Source organism: Streptococcus sp. 27098_8_82 (assembly GCF_041431615.1).
GTDB classification, from domain to species: Bacteria; Bacillota; Bacilli; order Lactobacillales; family Streptococcaceae; genus Streptococcus; species Streptococcus sanguinis_K.
Window position 1 is genome coordinate 183,190 of the sequence record NZ_JAPVYB010000001.1, and the last position, 15,937, is coordinate 199,126.

At 44.0% G+C, this 15,937-nt stretch carries 18 protein-coding genes; 13 read left to right on the forward strand and 5 right to left on the reverse strand.

The genetic code is table 11. The features are described 5' to 3' along the window. Positions 1-26: 26 nt before the first annotated feature. Both O3627_RS00915 and O3627_RS00920 read left to right on the forward strand, forming a co-directional pair. Positions 27-1,469: an isopeptide-forming domain-containing fimbrial protein gene (locus tag O3627_RS00915; protein WP_125382787.1), complete on the forward strand. Its 1,443-nt coding sequence runs from the start codon at positions 27-29 to the stop codon at positions 1,467-1,469. A 72-nt stretch (positions 1,470-1,541) separates the two neighbouring features. Further along, complete coding sequence (locus O3627_RS00920; protein WP_343091931.1) at positions 1,542-2,429, forward strand: class C sortase; 888 nt, start codon at positions 1,542-1,544, stop codon at positions 2,427-2,429. 172 nt (positions 2,430-2,601) lie between these two features. Here the strand turns inward: O3627_RS00920 and O3627_RS00925 are convergent, their stop codons facing one another. From O3627_RS00925 to O3627_RS00935, 3 genes are read right to left on the reverse strand one after another with little or no spacing between them, the layout of a single operon-like run. Beyond that, complete coding sequence (locus O3627_RS00925) at positions 2,602-2,838, reverse strand: zinc-ribbon domain-containing protein (RefSeq protein WP_343091930.1); 237 nt, start codon at positions 2,836-2,838, stop codon at positions 2,602-2,604. 35 nt (positions 2,839-2,873) lie between these two features. Further along, positions 2,874-3,692, reverse strand: coding sequence for a peptidylprolyl isomerase (locus tag O3627_RS00930; protein ID WP_002912980.1), 819 nt, complete (start codon positions 3,690-3,692; stop codon positions 2,874-2,876). Positions 3,693-3,746: 54 nt separating this feature from the next. After that, positions 3,747-4,166: an NUDIX domain-containing protein gene (locus O3627_RS00935; RefSeq protein ID WP_371621238.1), complete on the reverse strand. Its 420-nt coding sequence runs from the start codon at positions 4,164-4,166 to the stop codon at positions 3,747-3,749. A gap of 227 nt (positions 4,167-4,393) precedes the next feature. On the opposite strand from O3627_RS00935, the gene O3627_RS00940 reads away from it, so the two are divergent. From O3627_RS00940 to O3627_RS00950, 3 genes are all read left to right on the forward strand, one after another. Beyond that, entirely contained in the window at positions 4,394-4,576 is a 183-nt protein-coding gene (locus O3627_RS00940) for a PspC domain-containing protein (RefSeq protein WP_002897145.1), read from the forward strand. 130 nt (positions 4,577-4,706) lie between these two features. Next, positions 4,707-7,007, forward strand: coding sequence for a DNA translocase FtsK (locus O3627_RS00945; RefSeq protein ID WP_125410463.1), 2,301 nt, complete (start codon positions 4,707-4,709; stop codon positions 7,005-7,007). A gap of 111 nt (positions 7,008-7,118) precedes the next feature. Continuing rightward, positions 7,119-7,505 carry a VOC family protein gene (locus O3627_RS00950; RefSeq protein ID WP_002920687.1) on the forward strand — a complete coding sequence of 129 codons (387 nt, stop codon included), beginning with the start codon at positions 7,119-7,121 and terminating at the stop codon, positions 7,503-7,505. A gap of 110 nt (positions 7,506-7,615) precedes the next feature. Here O3627_RS00950 and O3627_RS00955 read toward each other — a convergent pair whose 3' ends face one another. Beyond that, a complete protein-coding gene (locus O3627_RS00955; protein WP_002897148.1) occupies positions 7,616-7,963 on the reverse strand; it encodes a DUF3397 domain-containing protein in 348 nt (115 codons plus the stop codon). Positions 7,964-8,114: 151 nt separating this feature from the next. Between O3627_RS00955 and rplK the strand changes: the two genes are divergently transcribed. The 8 genes from rplK (at position 8,115) to O3627_RS00995 (ending at position 14,727) form a co-directional block, all read left to right on the forward strand. After that, positions 8,115-8,540, forward strand: a complete 426-nt coding sequence (gene rplK, locus O3627_RS00960) for a 50S ribosomal protein L11 (protein WP_002894851.1) — start codon at positions 8,115-8,117, stop codon at positions 8,538-8,540. 101 nt (positions 8,541-8,641) lie between these two features. Next, positions 8,642-9,331: a 50S ribosomal protein L1 gene (gene rplA, locus O3627_RS00965; RefSeq protein WP_002894855.1), complete on the forward strand. Its 690-nt coding sequence runs from the start codon at positions 8,642-8,644 to the stop codon at positions 9,329-9,331. A 128-nt stretch (positions 9,332-9,459) separates the two neighbouring features. After that, positions 9,460-10,911, forward strand: a complete 1,452-nt coding sequence (locus O3627_RS00970; RefSeq protein WP_011837251.1) for an APC family permease — start codon at positions 9,460-9,462, stop codon at positions 10,909-10,911. Positions 10,912-11,101: 190 nt separating this feature from the next. Continuing rightward, positions 11,102-11,827 (forward strand): UMP kinase, encoded by a 726-nt coding sequence (gene pyrH, locus O3627_RS00975; protein ID WP_002894857.1) that lies wholly within the window; start codon positions 11,102-11,104, stop codon positions 11,825-11,827. 19 nt (positions 11,828-11,846) lie between these two features. Continuing rightward, entirely contained in the window at positions 11,847-12,404 is a 558-nt protein-coding gene (gene frr, locus O3627_RS00980; RefSeq protein ID WP_002894858.1) for a ribosome recycling factor, read from the forward strand. 104 nt (positions 12,405-12,508) lie between these two features. Beyond that, positions 12,509-13,363, forward strand: a complete 855-nt coding sequence (gene cvfB, locus O3627_RS00985; protein WP_011837250.1) for an RNA-binding virulence regulatory protein CvfB — start codon at positions 12,509-12,511, stop codon at positions 13,361-13,363. A gap of 68 nt (positions 13,364-13,431) precedes the next feature. Next, positions 13,432-13,647, forward strand: coding sequence for a YozE family protein (locus tag O3627_RS00990; RefSeq protein ID WP_002894860.1), 216 nt, complete (start codon positions 13,432-13,434; stop codon positions 13,645-13,647). A gap of 90 nt (positions 13,648-13,737) precedes the next feature. Next, positions 13,738-14,727, forward strand: a complete 990-nt coding sequence (locus tag O3627_RS00995; protein ID WP_142998780.1) for a PhoH family protein — start codon at positions 13,738-13,740, stop codon at positions 14,725-14,727. 67 nt (positions 14,728-14,794) lie between these two features. Here O3627_RS00995 and ald read toward each other — a convergent pair whose 3' ends face one another. Beyond that, positions 14,795-15,907 carry an alanine dehydrogenase gene (gene ald / locus O3627_RS01000; RefSeq protein WP_125382783.1) on the reverse strand — a complete coding sequence of 371 codons (1,113 nt, stop codon included), beginning with the start codon at positions 15,905-15,907 and terminating at the stop codon, positions 14,795-14,797. Between the last annotated feature and the right edge of the window lie 30 nt (positions 15,908-15,937).

The window sequence follows — 15,937 nt, forward strand, 5'->3', positions numbered from 1 at the left end:
CATCTCCCTCCTCAAAGGAGATTAAAATGAAAAAATTAAAACAACTATTGATGACCGTCTTGGTCTTTATCCTGACTTTTGCAGGGCTACCGGTCGTATCGGCTGATACAACGACCTACACCATCCAACTGACCGGAACAACAACTGGTCACACTTATGAAGTCTATCATATTTTTTCAGGGACTTTAGATGCTAGCAACACCTTGACCAATATTGAGTGGGGACCTGGGGTTACTGGAGCAGGTAGAACTCATTTTGGAGATGCATCTGAAAAAGCAGCTTCTTTAAACGGTAAGCAAAACGACTCTGCGGAGGCTAAAGCCTTTGCCCAAGAATTGAATCAATATTTATCAGGTTCAGGTGTAACAACCGTTAAATCCCAGCAAGGTACGACAACCATTTCAGGACTAAAACCTGGTTACTATCTTATTAAGGATAGTCGGGGATCATTGGATAATAGAAGTGGTCAAGCCTATACTAGATTTATGCTGCAAGTGGCCAAGGATACAACTGTAGCCGTGAAAGCAGATGTTCCAACTCTTACAAAACAAGTTCAAGCTAATGGCTCTCAAAATTATACTGCAGCGACGGAATATAGAATTGGACAAAATATTCCTTTCCAAATTACCGCAACTCTTCCAAGCAACTATGCTGAATTTCCGCAATATGTATTTACAATCAAGGATACGATTCCTGCTGGAATGACCTATAATAATGATGCTCGAGTTTATCTAAAAGAAGGTGGAACTGAAAAAGACATTTCAACATTTTTCCCAATTTCCTATACAGGCAATGTCATTACGATAACTGCTGGTGATCTTAAAGGCAATCAAGAAGTTACAGCATCTAGTAAGATTGTCGTTCGCTACACTGCAAGTTTAAACAATTATCCTATAATGGGTGGGGTAGGAAATCCTAATATAGCTAGCCTGACCTATTCAAATGATCCAAATGGAAATAATTCTTCAACTACTGAAACTCCTGAAACCAAGGCAAATGTCTATACCTACCAGCTGACAGTGAATAAGGTCAAAGAAAACCAAGCAGCTCTTGCTGGTGCAGGATTTACTCTTTATAAGAAGATCAATAACCAATACACTGAGATTAAAAAGTTTGAAGCTGGATCAAACAGCAGATTTGATTTTATGGGGCTGGATTCGGGTGACTACAAGCTTGTGGAAAGTACAGTTCCAGTGGGCTACAATGCTATGAAAGATGTCGAGTTTACCATTTCAGGTACAATCGACTCCACAGGAGCTTTGACAAATCTGACAGCAACTTCAGCGACCGCGACATTTGATTCTAATGTCAATACTGGTGTAATCACCCTGAAAGTGGTCAATAAGCGAGGTGCTCTTCTGCCAAACACAGGTGGAATTGGAACAACCATTCTTTACCTAATCGGAACAAGCCTAGTTCTTGGTGCTGGAGTTCTATTTATTATCAAGAAACGCGCTGACTCTAGGTAATCTTAGGGAGAAAGGAAGAGGTAGATGAAGTATACTATCTCTTTTCCTTTCTTATGCGACTGAATAAATATTATGAAAAAACATCTTATTAATTTTTTGCTAATTTTATTTTTAGTTAGTGGGATAGGATTGTTACTCTACCCTACTGTAAGTGAACTTTGGAACTCTTATCATCAGTCGCAAGCTATTTCAAATTATGAAAATAAAGTAGAAAAGCTAGACACGAGTAAAGCAGATGAGATGAGAGAGGCTGCAAAGTTCTATAACCAAACCCTCGAAAAAGGAGTTGTTCCTAACTATCGTCTTTCAGAGGAAGAAAAAAACAACTACAATAGCCTATTAGATGTTACAGGGACTGGCATTATGGCTTATGTGGAAATTCCTAAGCTAGGAACCAACCTGCCCATTTACCATGGGACAGATGATGCTATTTTGCAAGTAGCAATTGGGCATATTCCAGGAAGTTCACTGCCAGTTGGCGGTCAAGGGACCCACTCAGTCATATCAGGTCACCGAGGTTTGCCTTCAGCTAAGCTGTTTACAGATATTGACAAATTAAAAAATGGAGATCGGTTTATGATCCATGTCTTGGGAAAGACTATCACTTATCAAGTGGATCAGACCTTGACGGTTGAGCCTGAGGATATTTCTTCTTTGGCCATTGACCCAGATCAGGATTATTGCACACTGGTTACCTGTACCCCTTATGGGATAAATAGTCACCGCTTGTTGGTTAGAGGTCACCGAGTTCCAAATGAGAAGAACATTTCTAAATCAAGTAAGAAGAGGACAGATGTGATTCCTTGGATTTGTATAGCTATTATTCTTCTTGTGCTGATCTTTATTTTGCTTCTCCTTTATATCAGAAGAAAGAAAAAAAGAGCTGAGCTACGTCGTAAAACAGGTTTGCGCTCAGCCGTTTATCGCAAACAGTGCAAAAAGGGGCGTCATGCTAAATGATTTATGGAAATAGGAACAGTTATGTGAGAATTAATGAAGAAGACATTTCCTTTTTTATAAAGGCGACAGTGCTTTATTCTTAAAAATCCTCACACGATAAGATAACTAGCCTTCATAGTTTACTCTTACAAAAAACGACTGATACAAGATTTGTCTCAGTCGCTTTTTAATACTAATAATTCAAAAACTGCTCGATTTCCTGCTTTTCAATCTGTTTGCCGTGCAGGCAGACTGGGCAGGTGAGGTAATGTTTTCTACCATAAGGAAAGGTAGGAATCCAATAGAGTGTAAACTTCCTGCCGGTTTCAATAATGTCCCAAGGTGCGACGTTGTGGCAGTTGGCACACTCGATATTGCTTTGGGTCTGTCCTAAGTTTTTCTGATAACCTTTATATCCCCAGATAATCATATTGATTTCCCTCCTTTATTGGTTGGACAGCAAGCTTATTTGCTGAAGTCATAGTCCTTGATAATCTCGATTTTTTCAATCTTGATATCTTTTTTAGGCTTGTCATTGTCGTCTGTTTCTGCGGCAGCGATTTTGTCCACCACATCCATCCCTTCCAGCACTTGGCCAAATACGGTATAAGCACCGCCATCTAAAGTAGGATTTCCACCGTTTTTATAGGCTTCGATGATTTTAGCTGGGAAGGAATCCGTAGACATTTGGCTAGACAAGTCTTTCTTGCTTTGATTGATGAAGAACTGACTGCCATTGGTACCAGGGCCTGCATTAGCCATGGATAGGGCACCACGAATATTATAGAGATATGGAGAATATTCATTTTTAAACCCGTTTCCAGAGTCTTTAGACTTGTCTTTGCCCTTCCAGATAGACTCGCCTCCAGTGCCGTTGCCTTTAGGGTCTCCGGTCTGAATCATAAATTCATTGATGACACGGTGGAATAAAACGCCATCATAGTAGCCTTCCTTGGCATGAGTTAGGAAGTTTTCAACGGCCAGTGGGGCTTGTTTTGGAAAGAGCTTGATGCGGATATCGCCTTCAGTCGTTACCAACTTGACTTCCGCTTCATCCTCTGCAACTTCTGTAGATAGCTGCGGGAAGTTGGCATTTTCGTTGGTCATGGCATCCTTGAATTGCTCACGGAGTTTGCTGGTTTCCTCTGGGTCAGAGCTAGAGCTCACTAGCGAAGAACTGCTGGATGAGTTGGAGGAGCTAGTAGTCTCCTCTTTCTTACCTTTACCAGAGCAGCCAGCCAAGACAAGTCCTGATAAGAGGCTGATAAGAAGAATTTTTTTCATATAAAACCTTTCTCACATTAGATTGTAAACTACTGATATTTTACTACAATTAGGCTAGTTTTTCAAACCCTCCTGTGTCAGACAATCCAGGAGCAGATTTTTAAGTCCTTCTGGCTGTATGTTTAGGTTGCGAATTGCTTCTATGTCTAGCCATTCAGGTTGATAGATATTCTGGGCATGACTGCGAAGGGCTTCCTCGCCCTGAATCATTGGGGCTGATGTAAGGCTGATAGTGACACGAAAATAGATTTCTAAGCGTTGGCCATTTCTGAAAGTAAAGGCTGGCTGCAGTTGCTTTTCAGACAAGCTCCAACCTAGCTCTTCCTGAATTTCTCGCTGAGCTGCTTGGACTGCAGTCTCACCTGAATCGGCTTCGCCGCCAGGTATCACAAAATACTCTTCTCCATTTTCCCATCGGTGGATGAGCAGTAATTGCTTGGTTTGGGGATTGTGAAGAATGACTCCGGCTCGCATTATCTTCCTCCTCATGTATTTTTACTGTGAGCTAATTAAAATGTCCCTCTATTCTACCACAAGAACAAGAGTTTTGCTGAGACTTGTTAAAAGTATGGTAGAGTGAACAAATTCATCTTGATGTAATTAAATTTTATCTGAAGAGAGGGTTTAATAGCAGGCGAACTTGTGTATAGAGAAATGTTATGGTAAAATAAACAGTGTAAAAATAATAAGGAGTGTTTTCCATGGAGAAAAGACTGACAAGAGATGTCAACAACAAGAAAATCGCTGGTGTATGTGCTGGTATCGCAAACTACTTTGATTTAGATCCAACCTTGGTCCGTATTCTTTGTATTGTTTTTTGCTGTGCAGCAGGTACAGGTGTCTTGGCTTACTTGATTGCCTGGGCGGTTATGCCAGAGGCTTAATAAGAATTTTGTGATAGTGAAATGAGAACTGGCTAGCCCAGTTCTTTTTGCGTGGATAAATAAGTTTTTTTGTTGCTAATCTAGATAAAAGATTTCTCATCTAAGGCTCAAATATGGTATAATAAGGGTTATGGCAACTAAGAAAAACACGAAAAAAGGCCGGACAACTCGTCGGCCGACAAAAGCAGAATTAGAAAGACAAAAAGCAATAAAGAGAATGATTGCCACCTTTGTGCTGGCTCTTATTCTTTTGTTTGCAGCTATAAAGCTGGGCGCCTTTGGGGTCACCATTTATAATATGATTCGCCTCTTGGTGGGAAGCTTGGCTTATCTGGCTATTCTGGCCAGCTTTGGCTATCTCTTTTTTTTCAAGTGGCTGCACAAGCACGAGGGGACAGTTTCAGGATTTATCAGCCTCTTTTTGGGATTGGAGTTAATTTTTCAAGCTTATTTTGTCAGTGTGTTGAAGCTAGAGGGAGCAGCTGTCTTATCCACAACTCTAGGCAGGGTCTTGACTGATCTGACAGCCTTTAAGGTTAGCTCCTTCGCGGGAGGCGGCCTGCTGGGCTCTCTCTTATACGCGCCTATCTCTTTCCTTTTTTCAAATATCGGCTCCTATTTCTTCGGCCTGCTGCTCATTCTTTTGGGCGGTCTGCTTATGAGCCCTTGGTCTATCTATGATATTTCAGAAAAGACTATGGCTGCTTTTCAAAATTGGAGAGAGAAGCAGGAAGAAAAGCGGCAGCTTCGTTTCTTGGAGCAGGAAGAGAAAGCTGCACAGGCAGCTATGCAAGCCATTGAAGTAGAGCAAGAGGAAGCTGAAGTCGATTCTGAAACAGGAGAGATTTTAGATGACGAGGACTTGTCAAATACAGCTGTGGACTTTGACGAGGCAGACTATGAGGAAGTGGGAGAGTATGATCCTCATGAGCCTCTGGACTTTGGTCGCGAAGAAGAGACGGAGGAGGCAGATGTAGACGTTGAAGTGGACTTTACTGCCAAGGAAAGTCTGGACTACAAGCTGCCGACCATCAACCTCTTTGCGCCCGACAAGCCTAAGAATCAGTCTAAAGAAAAGCGCATTGTCCGCGACAATATTAAGATTTTGGAAGAGACCTTTGCTAGTTTTGGGATCAAGGCTGCTGTTGAGCGGGCTGAAATCGGACCTTCCGTCACTAAGTACGAGGTCAAGCCAGCTGTTGGTGTTCGGGTCAATCGGATTTCCAATCTGGCTGATGACTTGGCTCTAGCCTTGGCTGCCAAGGATGTACGGATTGAAGCGCCGATTCCTGGGAAATCTCTTGTCGGAATTGAAGTGCCCAATTCTGAAGTTGCGACCGTGACTTTCCGAGAACTCTGGGAGCAGTCTAAGACGGATGCCAGCAAGCTTCTAGAAATCCCACTTGGTAAGGCAGTCAACGGCTCTGTTCGCTCCTTTGACTTGGCTAAGATGCCCCATCTCTTGGTAGCGGGCTCCACTGGCTCTGGTAAATCTGTGGCCGTCAACGGTATTATTGCCAGCATTCTTATGAAAGCCAGACCGGATGAAGTCAAGTTTATGATGGTGGATCCTAAGATGGTGGAGCTGTCCGTTTATAATGACATTCCTCACTTGCTTATTCCAGTCGTAACCAATCCTCGCAAGGCCAGCCGCGCCCTGCAGAAGGTTGTGGACGAGATGGAAAATCGCTATGAACTCTTCTCCAAGGTCGGTGCCCGTAACATTGCTGGCTATAATGCTAAAGTAGCCGAGTACAATGCCCAATCAGAGTACAAGCAAGTTCCCCTGCCTTTAATCGTCGTCATCGTGGACGAGCTGGCTGACCTTATGATGGTGGCCAGCAAGGAAGTGGAAGACGCCATTATTCGTCTGGGACAGAAAGCGCGTGCGGCTGGGATTCACATGATTCTGGCTACCCAGCGTCCATCTGTAGATGTTATCTCCGGTCTGATTAAGGCCAATGTACCCTCTCGGATTGCCTTTGCTGTATCCAGCGGGACAGACAGCCGGACCATTCTGGATGAAAATGGAGCAGAAAAGCTCTTGGGTCGTGGGGATATGCTCTTTAAGCCTATTGATGAAAACCACCCGGTTCGTCTGCAGGGCTCCTTTATCTCGGATGAAGATGTGGAGCGAATCGTAGCCTTCGTCAAGAATCAAGCTGAAGCTGATTATGACGATAGTTTTGATCCTGGTGAAGTATCTGAAAGTGATTTGGATACTGGTGGGGGCGATGATGAAGGCGATCCTCTCTTTGAAGAAGCCAAGGCCTTGGTTATCGAGACTCAGAAAGCCAGCGCATCTATGATTCAGCGGCGACTCTCGGTCGGCTTTAATCGAGCCACTCGTCTTATGGAAGAACTTGAAGCGGCAGGCGTTATCGGACCAGCCGAAGGCACCAAGCCTCGAAAGGTTTTGCAGACAAATTAATTCTAATTTCACTAGTCTGCTAGCAAGATAATCATTTGATAAAAACAAATCTGCCAGCAGTCAGCCGGCAGATTTTCTCTACTTACACATTGCCAAGGAAAGGAAAAAAGTATGAAACTAGACACCATTCACCATATAGCCATCATTGGTCATGATTATGCCAAGACCAGGGAGTTTTATGTGGATAAGCTAGGCTTTGAGCAGCTGGATGAACACCATCGGCCAGACAAGCAGGATATTCTCTTTAATGTCCGCAAGGGAAATCTGACTCTGGAAATTTTTATCAAGGAAGAAGCTCCCAAGCGGCCAGCCCTGCCGCATCCTGAGCATACAGGTCTACGGCATCTGGCCTTCCGAGTGAAAGATGTCGAAGAAACGCTAGAGGAATTTGACTGTTTGGAGATTCCTCATACCGAGCTGCGCTATGACGACTTTGACGGTCGTAAGATGGCTTTCTTCTTTGATCCGGATGGCCTGCCTCTGGAGATTCACGAATAAGACTAGGAGCATCGTAAGATTCTTCTTTCACGGCAAAAGAAGGACTTGTAAGTCCCGCATATGAAAACCCCATCGGCTAACTCGTGACCGATGGGGTTTATTTTACATTATTACAAAAAGAGACCGATGACCATGGCTAGGTACATGAAGAAGGTCAGAAGAAATCCAGCCCGCCAGAAGAACTTGAAAAACTTGGGATAGTAGAAGCTCCTTTTTTTCTTGAGAAAATAGATGGTGATGGCGATAGCGAGAACTGAGAGAGCTAGAGTCAGCTGGGGCAGCAAGCTGTGGTAGTAGGCCTTATCTGAAATGATATAAAATTCCACAACAAAAAGCGGAAAAGCTAAGTCCGCAAAGTTTAAACCGTATTTCCTTAATTGAAAAACTCGCACTGTAATAGTGGTTAAAATCAATGTTAAAAAGATAAATAAAATCGAAGCAATCTTTAATAGTGTCATAAGATTATTTTACCACAAAAAATTCAAAAAAGAAGATAAAATTCCTTGCATTTAACAAAGTTTAGTGTATAATAGAAAGGTATGCGAAAAGCATACTTGTGGGAGGTAAAAATCTTTATTTACCGCCAAAACCACAAAGGAGGATTTAAAAATGGCTAAAAAAGTCGAAAAACTTGTAAAATTGCAAATCCCTGCTGGTAAAGCTACTCCAGCTCCACCAGTTGGTCCTGCGCTTGGTCAAGCCGGTATCAATATCATGGGATTCACTAAGGAGTTCAACGCTCGTACAGCTGATCAAGCTGGTATGATTATTCCAGTTGTTATCTCAGTTTACGAAGACAAATCATTCACTTTCGTGACCAAGACTCCGCCAGCTGCTGTTCTTTTGAAGAAAGCTGCAGGTGTTGAAAAAGGTTCTGGTGAGCCAAACAAAACGAAAGTTGCTACAGTTACTCGTGCGCAAGTACAAGAAATTGCTGAAACTAAGATGCCAGATTTGAACGCTGCAAACATCGAGTCTGCAATGCGTATGATTGAAGGTACTGCTCGTTCTATGGGATTCACTGTTGTTGACTAATCAATAACGTTCATCCCATTTGCCCGCACTACACTTGATCAGATTGACGAGTGACGTGGGAGATGAAAATCGATTGAACCACTTACAAGGAGAAAGATAAAATGGCTAAAAAAAGCAAACAACTTCGTGCTGCTCTTGAAAAGATCGACAGCACAAAAGCATACAGCGTAGAAGAAGCTGTAGCACTTGCAAAAGAAACTAACTTTGCAAAATTCGATGCAACTGTAGAAGTTGCTTACAACTTGAACATCGACGTTAAAAAAGCTGATCAACAAATCCGTGGCGCAATGGTATTGCCAAACGGAACTGGTAAAACTTCACGCGTTCTTGTTTTCGCACGTGGTGCTAAAGCAGAAGAAGCGAAAGCTGCTGGTGCAGACTTCGTTGGTGAAGATGATCTCGTTGCAAAAATCAACGACGGTTGGTTGGACTTTGATGTAGTAATCGCTACACCTGACATGATGGCACTTGTAGGTCGCCTTGGACGTGTCCTTGGACCTCGTAACTTAATGCCAAACCCTAAGACTGGTACTGTAACAATGGACGTTGCAAAAGCAGTTGAAGAGTCTAAAGGTGGTAAGATTACTTACCGTGCAGACCGTGCAGGTAACGTACAAGCTATCATTGGTAAAGTTTCATTTGAAGCTGACAAGTTGGTTGAAAATTTCAAAGCTTTCAACGACACAATCCAAAAAGCGAAACCAGCTACTGCTAAAGGTACTTACGTAACCAACCTGACTATCACTACTACACAAGGTGTTGGTATCAAGGTTGACGTAAACTCACTTTAAGAATTAATTGAACTGCCTTCGGGTAGTTCTTTTTTTGAAATAAAATTGATGATAGCGATTACAAACTCATAGAAACATGTTATAATAATATCGAATCAATTTATTTTATAACAAAAGGAGACGGTGTCATGAAAAAAGATCAGAACCAGCTAACCTGGCTGATGGTATCTCTGATTGCTTTTAATATGGTCTGGGGTCTGGGAAATGTGGTTAATAACTATTCCCAGCAGGGTATTTCGGTAATTGTTTCTTGGATTCTTATCCTAGCTATTTACTTCATTCCTTATGCCCTCATCGTGGGGCAACTAGGCTCGACTTTTAAGGAGAGCGGAGGCGGTGTCAGCGACTGGGTGGAGAAAACCTCTACCAAGCGGCTGGCTTATTTTGCGGCCTGGACTTACTGGGTGGTGCATATTCCCTATCTGGCTCAGAAGCCGCAGGGAGTTTTGATTCCGCTGGGCTGGGTTCTTCAGGGAAATGGAGACTTTTTGAGCAGTCTTGACATTCACTGGATTGTTATTCTTAGCTTGCTGATTTTCGGTGCCTTTCTCTACTTGTCTACCAAGGGGCTATCCACGCTCAAGGTGATTGGGGGCTTGGCAGGAAGTGCCATGCTGATTATGTCTTTCCTCTTCGTCCTCTTAGCGGTCGGTGCTCCTTTTATCAAACCTGATATGCAGTTTGCGACGGCCAATATGGATAAGCTCAGCACTTACATTCCCAACTTTGACTTCTCTTATTTCACGACCATCTCCCTCTTAGTCTTTGCGGTTGGCGGAGCTGAGAAAATCTCGCCTTACGTTAATCAAACACGCAATCCAGCCAAGGAATTTCCAAAGGGAATGATTGTCATGGCTGTTATGGTTGGTGCATCTGCTATCCTAGGCTCTCTGGCTATGGGCATGCTTTTTGACGGCAGCAATATTCCTGAGGATCTGATGCGAAACGGCGCTTACCAAGCTTTTCAAATGCTGGGCAATTACTGGGGAGTGGGCAATGTACTAGTAGTCATCTATGCCCTGACCAATATGGTTGGACAGATTGCTGCACTGGCTTTCTCTATTGACGCGCCTCTGCAAATCATGCTCAATAATGCAGATGAAGAGTTTGTTCCAAGCTGGTTGCGCAAGAGAACATCAAAAGGAGTCCTCATTAACGGTTACATCTTGACAGGGATTTTGGTTAGCTTACTAATTATTCTGCCTATCTTTGGAATCAAAGAAATTGACGGCCTGGTCAAATGGATGACCAATCTCAACTCTATCGTTATGCCCATGCGGTATCTCTGGGTATTCCTGGCCTATATGATGTTGAACAAGGCCTGGAAGAAGTACAAGGATGCTGAGTACAAATTTACCAAAAATCCAAAAGTTGGCTTTGCTATCGGAGCTTGGTGCTTCCTCTTTACAGCCTTTGCCTGCATTTTAGGGATGGTTCCGAAAGTGGACTTTGCCAAAGACCCAGCAGGCTGGCAATTCTCTCTCTTGACAAATATCCTGACACCAATCGTCTTGATCAGTCTGGGTGTTATCCTGCCGCTCTTAGCTAAGCGGGAAAGGAAACAGTCGCTCAAGCAGTGAGTGGATCTTGTAAAAGATGATTGAAGTATGCATTCCCAGTCCTATCTGATGATGGGGCTGGTTTTTCTGTGAAATGAGCTTGCCTGCTCTGCTATTTTACTAAAAGGAAAAAAGAAAAATTTCAGTGATTTAACTATATAAAAATCACAAAATGTGGTAAAATAGTACAGATAAAATAAGGAGTAAAAAAATGGTAGAACCTAAGTATAAGCGTATTTTGATTAAGTTGTCAGGTGAAGCTCTTGCCGGTGAAAAAGGCGTTGGTATTGATATTCAAACCGTTCAGAAGATGGCGGAAGAAATCAAAGAAGTTCACGATTTGGGAGTTCAGATTGCTCTGGTTATCGGAGGTGGAAACCTTTGGCGGGGTGAGCCGGCAGCAGAAGCGGGTATGGATCGTGTGCAGGCCGATTATACTGGTATGTTGGGCACTGTCATGAATGCGCTGGTAATGGCGGATTCACTACAGCAGGTAGGTGTAGATACGCGCGTGCAGACTGCGATTGCTATGCAGCAGGTAGCTGAACCTTATATCCGAGGTCGGGCTCTTCGTCATCTGGAAAAAGGCCGTATCGTCATTTTCGGTGCAGGTATTGGTTCTCCTTATTTTTCAACTGATACAACCGCTGCCTTGCGCTCAGCAGAGATTGAAGCAGATGCGATTCTTATGGCCAAAAATGGCGTGGACGGTGTCTATAATGCCGATCCTAAGAAAGACAAGACCGCCGTTAAGTTTGATGAACTGACCCACCGGGATGTCATCAGTAAGGGACTGCGAATTATGGACTCAACGGCTTCGACCTTGTCTATGGACAATGACATTGACTTGGTTGTCTTTAACATGAATGAGCCGGGCAATATCAAACGCGTTGTTATCGGTGAGCAAATCGGAACAACAGTATCAAATAATTTATAAGAACGGAGATTAGAAACTCATGGCAAATGCAATTGTAGAAAAAGCAAAAGAAAGAATGACCCACTCGCACCAAAGTTTGGCTCGTGAATTTGGCAGCATCCGTGCAGGCCGCGCCAATGCCAGCCTTTTGGACCGCATCCATGTGGAGTACTATGGAGTAGAAACTCCGCTCAACCAAATCGCTTCGATTACGATTCCGGAAGCGCGTGTTCTTTTGGTGACACCTTTTGACAAGTCTTCTATCAAGGACATTGAGCGTGCGCTTAATGCTTCTGACCTTGGAATTACGCCAGCCAGTGATGGCTCTGTGATTCGTCTGGTCATTCCAGCTCTGACAGAGGAAACTCGCCGGGACTTGGCTAAAGAAGTGAAAAAGGTCGGTGAAAATGCTAAAGTTGCTATCCGCAACATCCGTCGCGATGCTATGGATGAAGCTAAGAAGCAGGAAAAAGCCAAAGAAATCACTGAAGACGAATTGAAGACCCTGGAAAAGGATATTCAAAAAGTAACGGACGATGCTGTCAAACATATCGATGAAATGACAGCAAACAAAGAAAAAGAACTTTTAGAAGTTTAACATTTTTATCAGAATCAAAACTCAGTTGGCTTTGGCTGACTGAGTTGTTTTAACATCAAAAATCCTTGCCTGGTTTGAAGAAGCAAGGTAGAAAATAGGTCTATATGAATACAAATCTTGCCAGCTTCATCGTGGGTATCATCACGGATGAAAATGATCGCTTTTACTTTGTTCAAAAGGGCGGTCAGGTTTACGCTCTTTCTAAGGAAGAGGGAGCGCATGAGCTGGGGCAGTCTGTCAAAGGCTTTGCCTATAGCGATATGAAGCAGAAGCTTCGCCTGACAACTCTTGAAGTTACAGCTACTCAAGAGCAGTTTGGCTGGGGAACAGTAACGGAGGTCCGCAAGGATCTAGGTGTCTTTGTCGATACGGGTCTGCCGGATAAGCAAATTGTCGTGTCACTAGACATCTTGCCAGAAATCAAGGAACTCTGGCCTAAGAAAGGCGACCGCCTTTATATCCGTCTAGATGTGGACAAGAAAGACCGCATCTGGGGCCAACTGGCTTATCAAGAGGATTTCCAGCGTCTGGCTCGTCCTGCCTACAATAACATGCAGAACCAAAACTGGCCAGCCATCGTTTATCGGCTCAAGCTTTCTGGTACCTTTGTTTACCTGCCGGAGAATAAAATGCTGGGCTTCATTCATCCGAGTGAGCGCTATGCAGAGCCACGTTTGGGGCAGGTCTTAGATGCACGGGTGATTGGCTTCCGTGAAGTAGACCGCACCCTTAACCTCTCTCTTAAGCCTCGCTCCTTTGAAATGCTGGAAAACGATGCCCAGATGATTCTGACCTATCTGGAGAGCAATGGCGGCTTTATGACCTTGAACGACAAATCTTCACCAGACGACATCAAGGCTACTTTTGGCATTTCCAAAGGCCAGTTTAAAAAAGCTCTAGGTGGGCTGATGAAAGCTGGTAAAATCAAGCAAGATCCGACCGGAACGGAGTTGGTGTGAGGATAAAGAATCACGTATCTAGAGCTGATGCTTGGAAGGATACTGTCTTAAAGAAATGAAAGGAACCTATGAGAAAATCTTTTTACAGCTGGCTGATGACAGAGCGAAATCCTAAGAGCAAGGAGCCCAAGGCTATTTTGGCGGATTTGGCTTTTCAGGATACAGCCTTTCCCAAGCATACGGATGATTTTGATGAGGTCAGTCGTTTTCTGGAGGAGCATGCAAATTTTTCCTTTAACCTTGGCGAGTTCGATGCTATTTGGGAGGAATATCAAGCGCATTAAGTGGATAGTGGCTAGGGATAGTCATTTTCTGCTTGCTTTGATATAATAAAGATAATTCATTCAAAAAAATAAAATAGAGAGGTTCTTTGTTTGCAGGAACATTCAGTAGAATTGAAACTGGGCCATCCAGATGATGCCTTTCATCTTTTTGGTTCTAATGAACGCCATCTGCGCCTGATGGAGCAGGAATTGAAGGTGACTATTCATGCCCGAACCGAGATTGTGCAGATTTTAGGTACGAAGGCTGCCTGTGAAGAGACCAGACAGGTCATTCAGGCTCTGTTGGTCTTGGTCAATCGTGGCATGACCATTGGTACTCCCGATGTTGTGACAGCCATTACCATGGTCAAAAATGATGAAATTGATAAGTTTGTAGCTCTTTACGAAGAAGAGATTATCAAGGACAGCTATGGCAAGCCAATTCGGGTCAAGACACTTGGTCAGAAAATCTATGAGGACAGTGTTAAAAATCATGATATTGTCTTTGGTATCGGGCCAGCCGGAACAGGGAAGACCTTTCTAGCGGTGACCTTGGCCGTGACAGCTCTCAAGCGTGGGCAGGTCAAGCGAATTATCCTGACAAGGCCAGCGGTAGAAGCTGGTGAGAGTCTGGGCTTTCTGCCTGGTGATCTTAAGGAAAAGGTGGATCCATATCTGCGACCGGTCTATGATGCCTTGTATCAGATTTTGGGCAAGGATCAGACAACGCGCCTCATGGAGCGAGAAATCATTGAGATTGCACCCCTAGCCTATATGCGGGGGCGGACGCTGGATGATGCCTTTGTGATTCTGGACGAGGCACAAAATACCACCATCATGCAGATGAAGATGTTTCTGACGCGTCTAGGCTTTCAGTCCAAGATGATTGTTAATGGAGACATCAGCCAGATTGACCTACCTCGCAATGTTAAGTCCGGCCTCATTGACGCTCAAGAGAAATTGAAGAATATCTCCCAGATTGATTTTGTTCATTTCTCAGCTAAGGATGTCGTTCGTCATCCAGTGGTGGCGGAGATTATCCGAGCTTATGAACCAACTCCTGTTAGAGAGGCTGCAACTGAGCCAGAAGAAATGGAATAACATACGAAAAGAGCAGATTTATTTCTGCTCTTTTTTGTGAGATTGATTTTAAAGTCGAAATTTTCAACTAAACGAGTTCGTCAATAGATGTGTAGTTCTTGTTGAGGCCTTCTGCAACTGGCTGGCTAGTGATGTGACCTTGGTAAGTTGTGACACCTTGGCGCAGTCCTTGGTCATCTGCAATAGCTTGTTTGAAGCCTTTTTCTGCCAAAGCCTCTACATAAGGAAGGGTAACATTGGTCAGGGCAATGGTAGAAGTGCGGGCTACAGCGCCAGGGATATTTGCAACTGCATAGTGGAGAACACCATGTTTTTCGTAAACAGGCTCAGTGTGAGTCGTTACGCGGTCAGCTGTTTCAATGACACCTCCTTGGTCAACAGCTACGTCTACAATGACAGAGCCTGGACGCATTTGCTTAACCATATCGTCTGTTACCAGTTTCGGAGCCTTTGCACCTGGAATGAGGACAGCGCCAATCACGACATCTGCTTCTCGAACGCTAGCTTCGATATTGAAAGGATTCGACATGAGGGTCTGGATTTGATGACCGAAGACATCTTCTAGGACAGACAGACGCTTAGCGCTGATATCCAGAATAGTCACTTGAGCACCCAGTCCTAGAGCGATACGAGCGGCATGAGTACCTACGACACCGCCACCGATAATGGTGACTTTCCCTTTCGGAACACCCGGTACGCCACCGAGAAGTACGCCGGATCCACCTTCGCGCTTAGTCAGGAAGTGGGCTCCGATTTGGACCGCCATCCGACCAGCCACCTCACTCATAGGTACCAAGAGTGGCAGTTGTCCATCTTGATCGCGGACAGTTTCGTAGGCCAGACCAGTCGTCTTGGCACTTGTCATAGCATCTGCTAGCTCAGGAGCGGCAGCCATGTGCAGGTAGGTAAAGAGTAAGAGGTCATCGCGGAGGAAGCTATATTCGGCTGCTAGAGGTTCTTTGACCTTGACCACTAGCTCAGCTGCCCACGCTTCTGCAGCAGTAGGGACGATTTTTGCACCTTGCTTTTCATAGTCTGCATCTGTAAAACCAGATCCCAGCCCTGCATTTGTCTCAATCAGCACTTCATGTCCTTTACCAACGAGGCTGTGAACACCAGCTGGTGTCAGAGCGACACGATTTTCATTGTTTTTGATTTCTTTTGGAATACCGATTAACATAAAAAATATGCTCCTTTTTTAAGATGTTTT

Bases quoted from the DNA above. Each gene is read 5' to 3' on its own strand.
- rplA (WP_002894855.1), top strand. From the start codon at position 8,642: ATGGCTAAAAAAAGCAAACAACTTCGTGCTGCTCTTGAAAAGATCGAC.
- frr (WP_002894858.1), top strand. From the start codon at position 11,847: ATGGCAAATGCAATTGTAGAAAAAGCAAAAGAAAGAATGACCCACTCG.
- ald (WP_125382783.1), bottom strand. From the start codon at position 15,907: ATGTTAATCGGTATTCCAAAAGAAATCAAAAACAATGAAAATCGTGTC.
- O3627_RS00990 (WP_002894860.1), top strand. From the start codon at position 13,432: ATGAGAAAATCTTTTTACAGCTGGCTGATGACAGAGCGAAATCCTAAG.
- O3627_RS00915 (WP_125382787.1), top strand. From the start codon at position 27: ATGAAAAAATTAAAACAACTATTGATGACCGTCTTGGTCTTTATCCTG.
- O3627_RS00935 (WP_371621238.1), bottom strand. From the start codon at position 4,166: ATGCGAGCCGGAGTCATTCTTCACAATCCCCAAACCAAGCAATTACTG.
- rplK (WP_002894851.1), top strand. From the start codon at position 8,115: ATGGCTAAAAAAGTCGAAAAACTTGTAAAATTGCAAATCCCTGCTGGT.
- O3627_RS00945 (WP_125410463.1), top strand. From the start codon at position 4,707: ATGGCAACTAAGAAAAACACGAAAAAAGGCCGGACAACTCGTCGGCCG.
- O3627_RS00970 (WP_011837251.1), top strand. From the start codon at position 9,460: ATGAAAAAAGATCAGAACCAGCTAACCTGGCTGATGGTATCTCTGATT.
- O3627_RS00955 (WP_002897148.1), bottom strand. From the start codon at position 7,963: ATGACACTATTAAAGATTGCTTCGATTTTATTTATCTTTTTAACATTG.
- O3627_RS00940 (WP_002897145.1), top strand. From the start codon at position 4,394: ATGGAGAAAAGACTGACAAGAGATGTCAACAACAAGAAAATCGCTGGT.
- O3627_RS00925 (WP_343091930.1), bottom strand. From the start codon at position 2,838: ATGATTATCTGGGGATATAAAGGTTATCAGAAAAACTTAGGACAGACC.
- pyrH (WP_002894857.1), top strand. From the start codon at position 11,102: ATGGTAGAACCTAAGTATAAGCGTATTTTGATTAAGTTGTCAGGTGAA.
- O3627_RS00950 (WP_002920687.1), top strand. From the start codon at position 7,119: ATGAAACTAGACACCATTCACCATATAGCCATCATTGGTCATGATTAT.
- O3627_RS00930 (WP_002912980.1), bottom strand. From the start codon at position 3,692: ATGAAAAAAATTCTTCTTATCAGCCTCTTATCAGGACTTGTCTTGGCT.
- O3627_RS00920 (WP_343091931.1), top strand. From the start codon at position 1,542: ATGAAAAAACATCTTATTAATTTTTTGCTAATTTTATTTTTAGTTAGT.
- cvfB (WP_011837250.1), top strand. From the start codon at position 12,509: ATGAATACAAATCTTGCCAGCTTCATCGTGGGTATCATCACGGATGAA.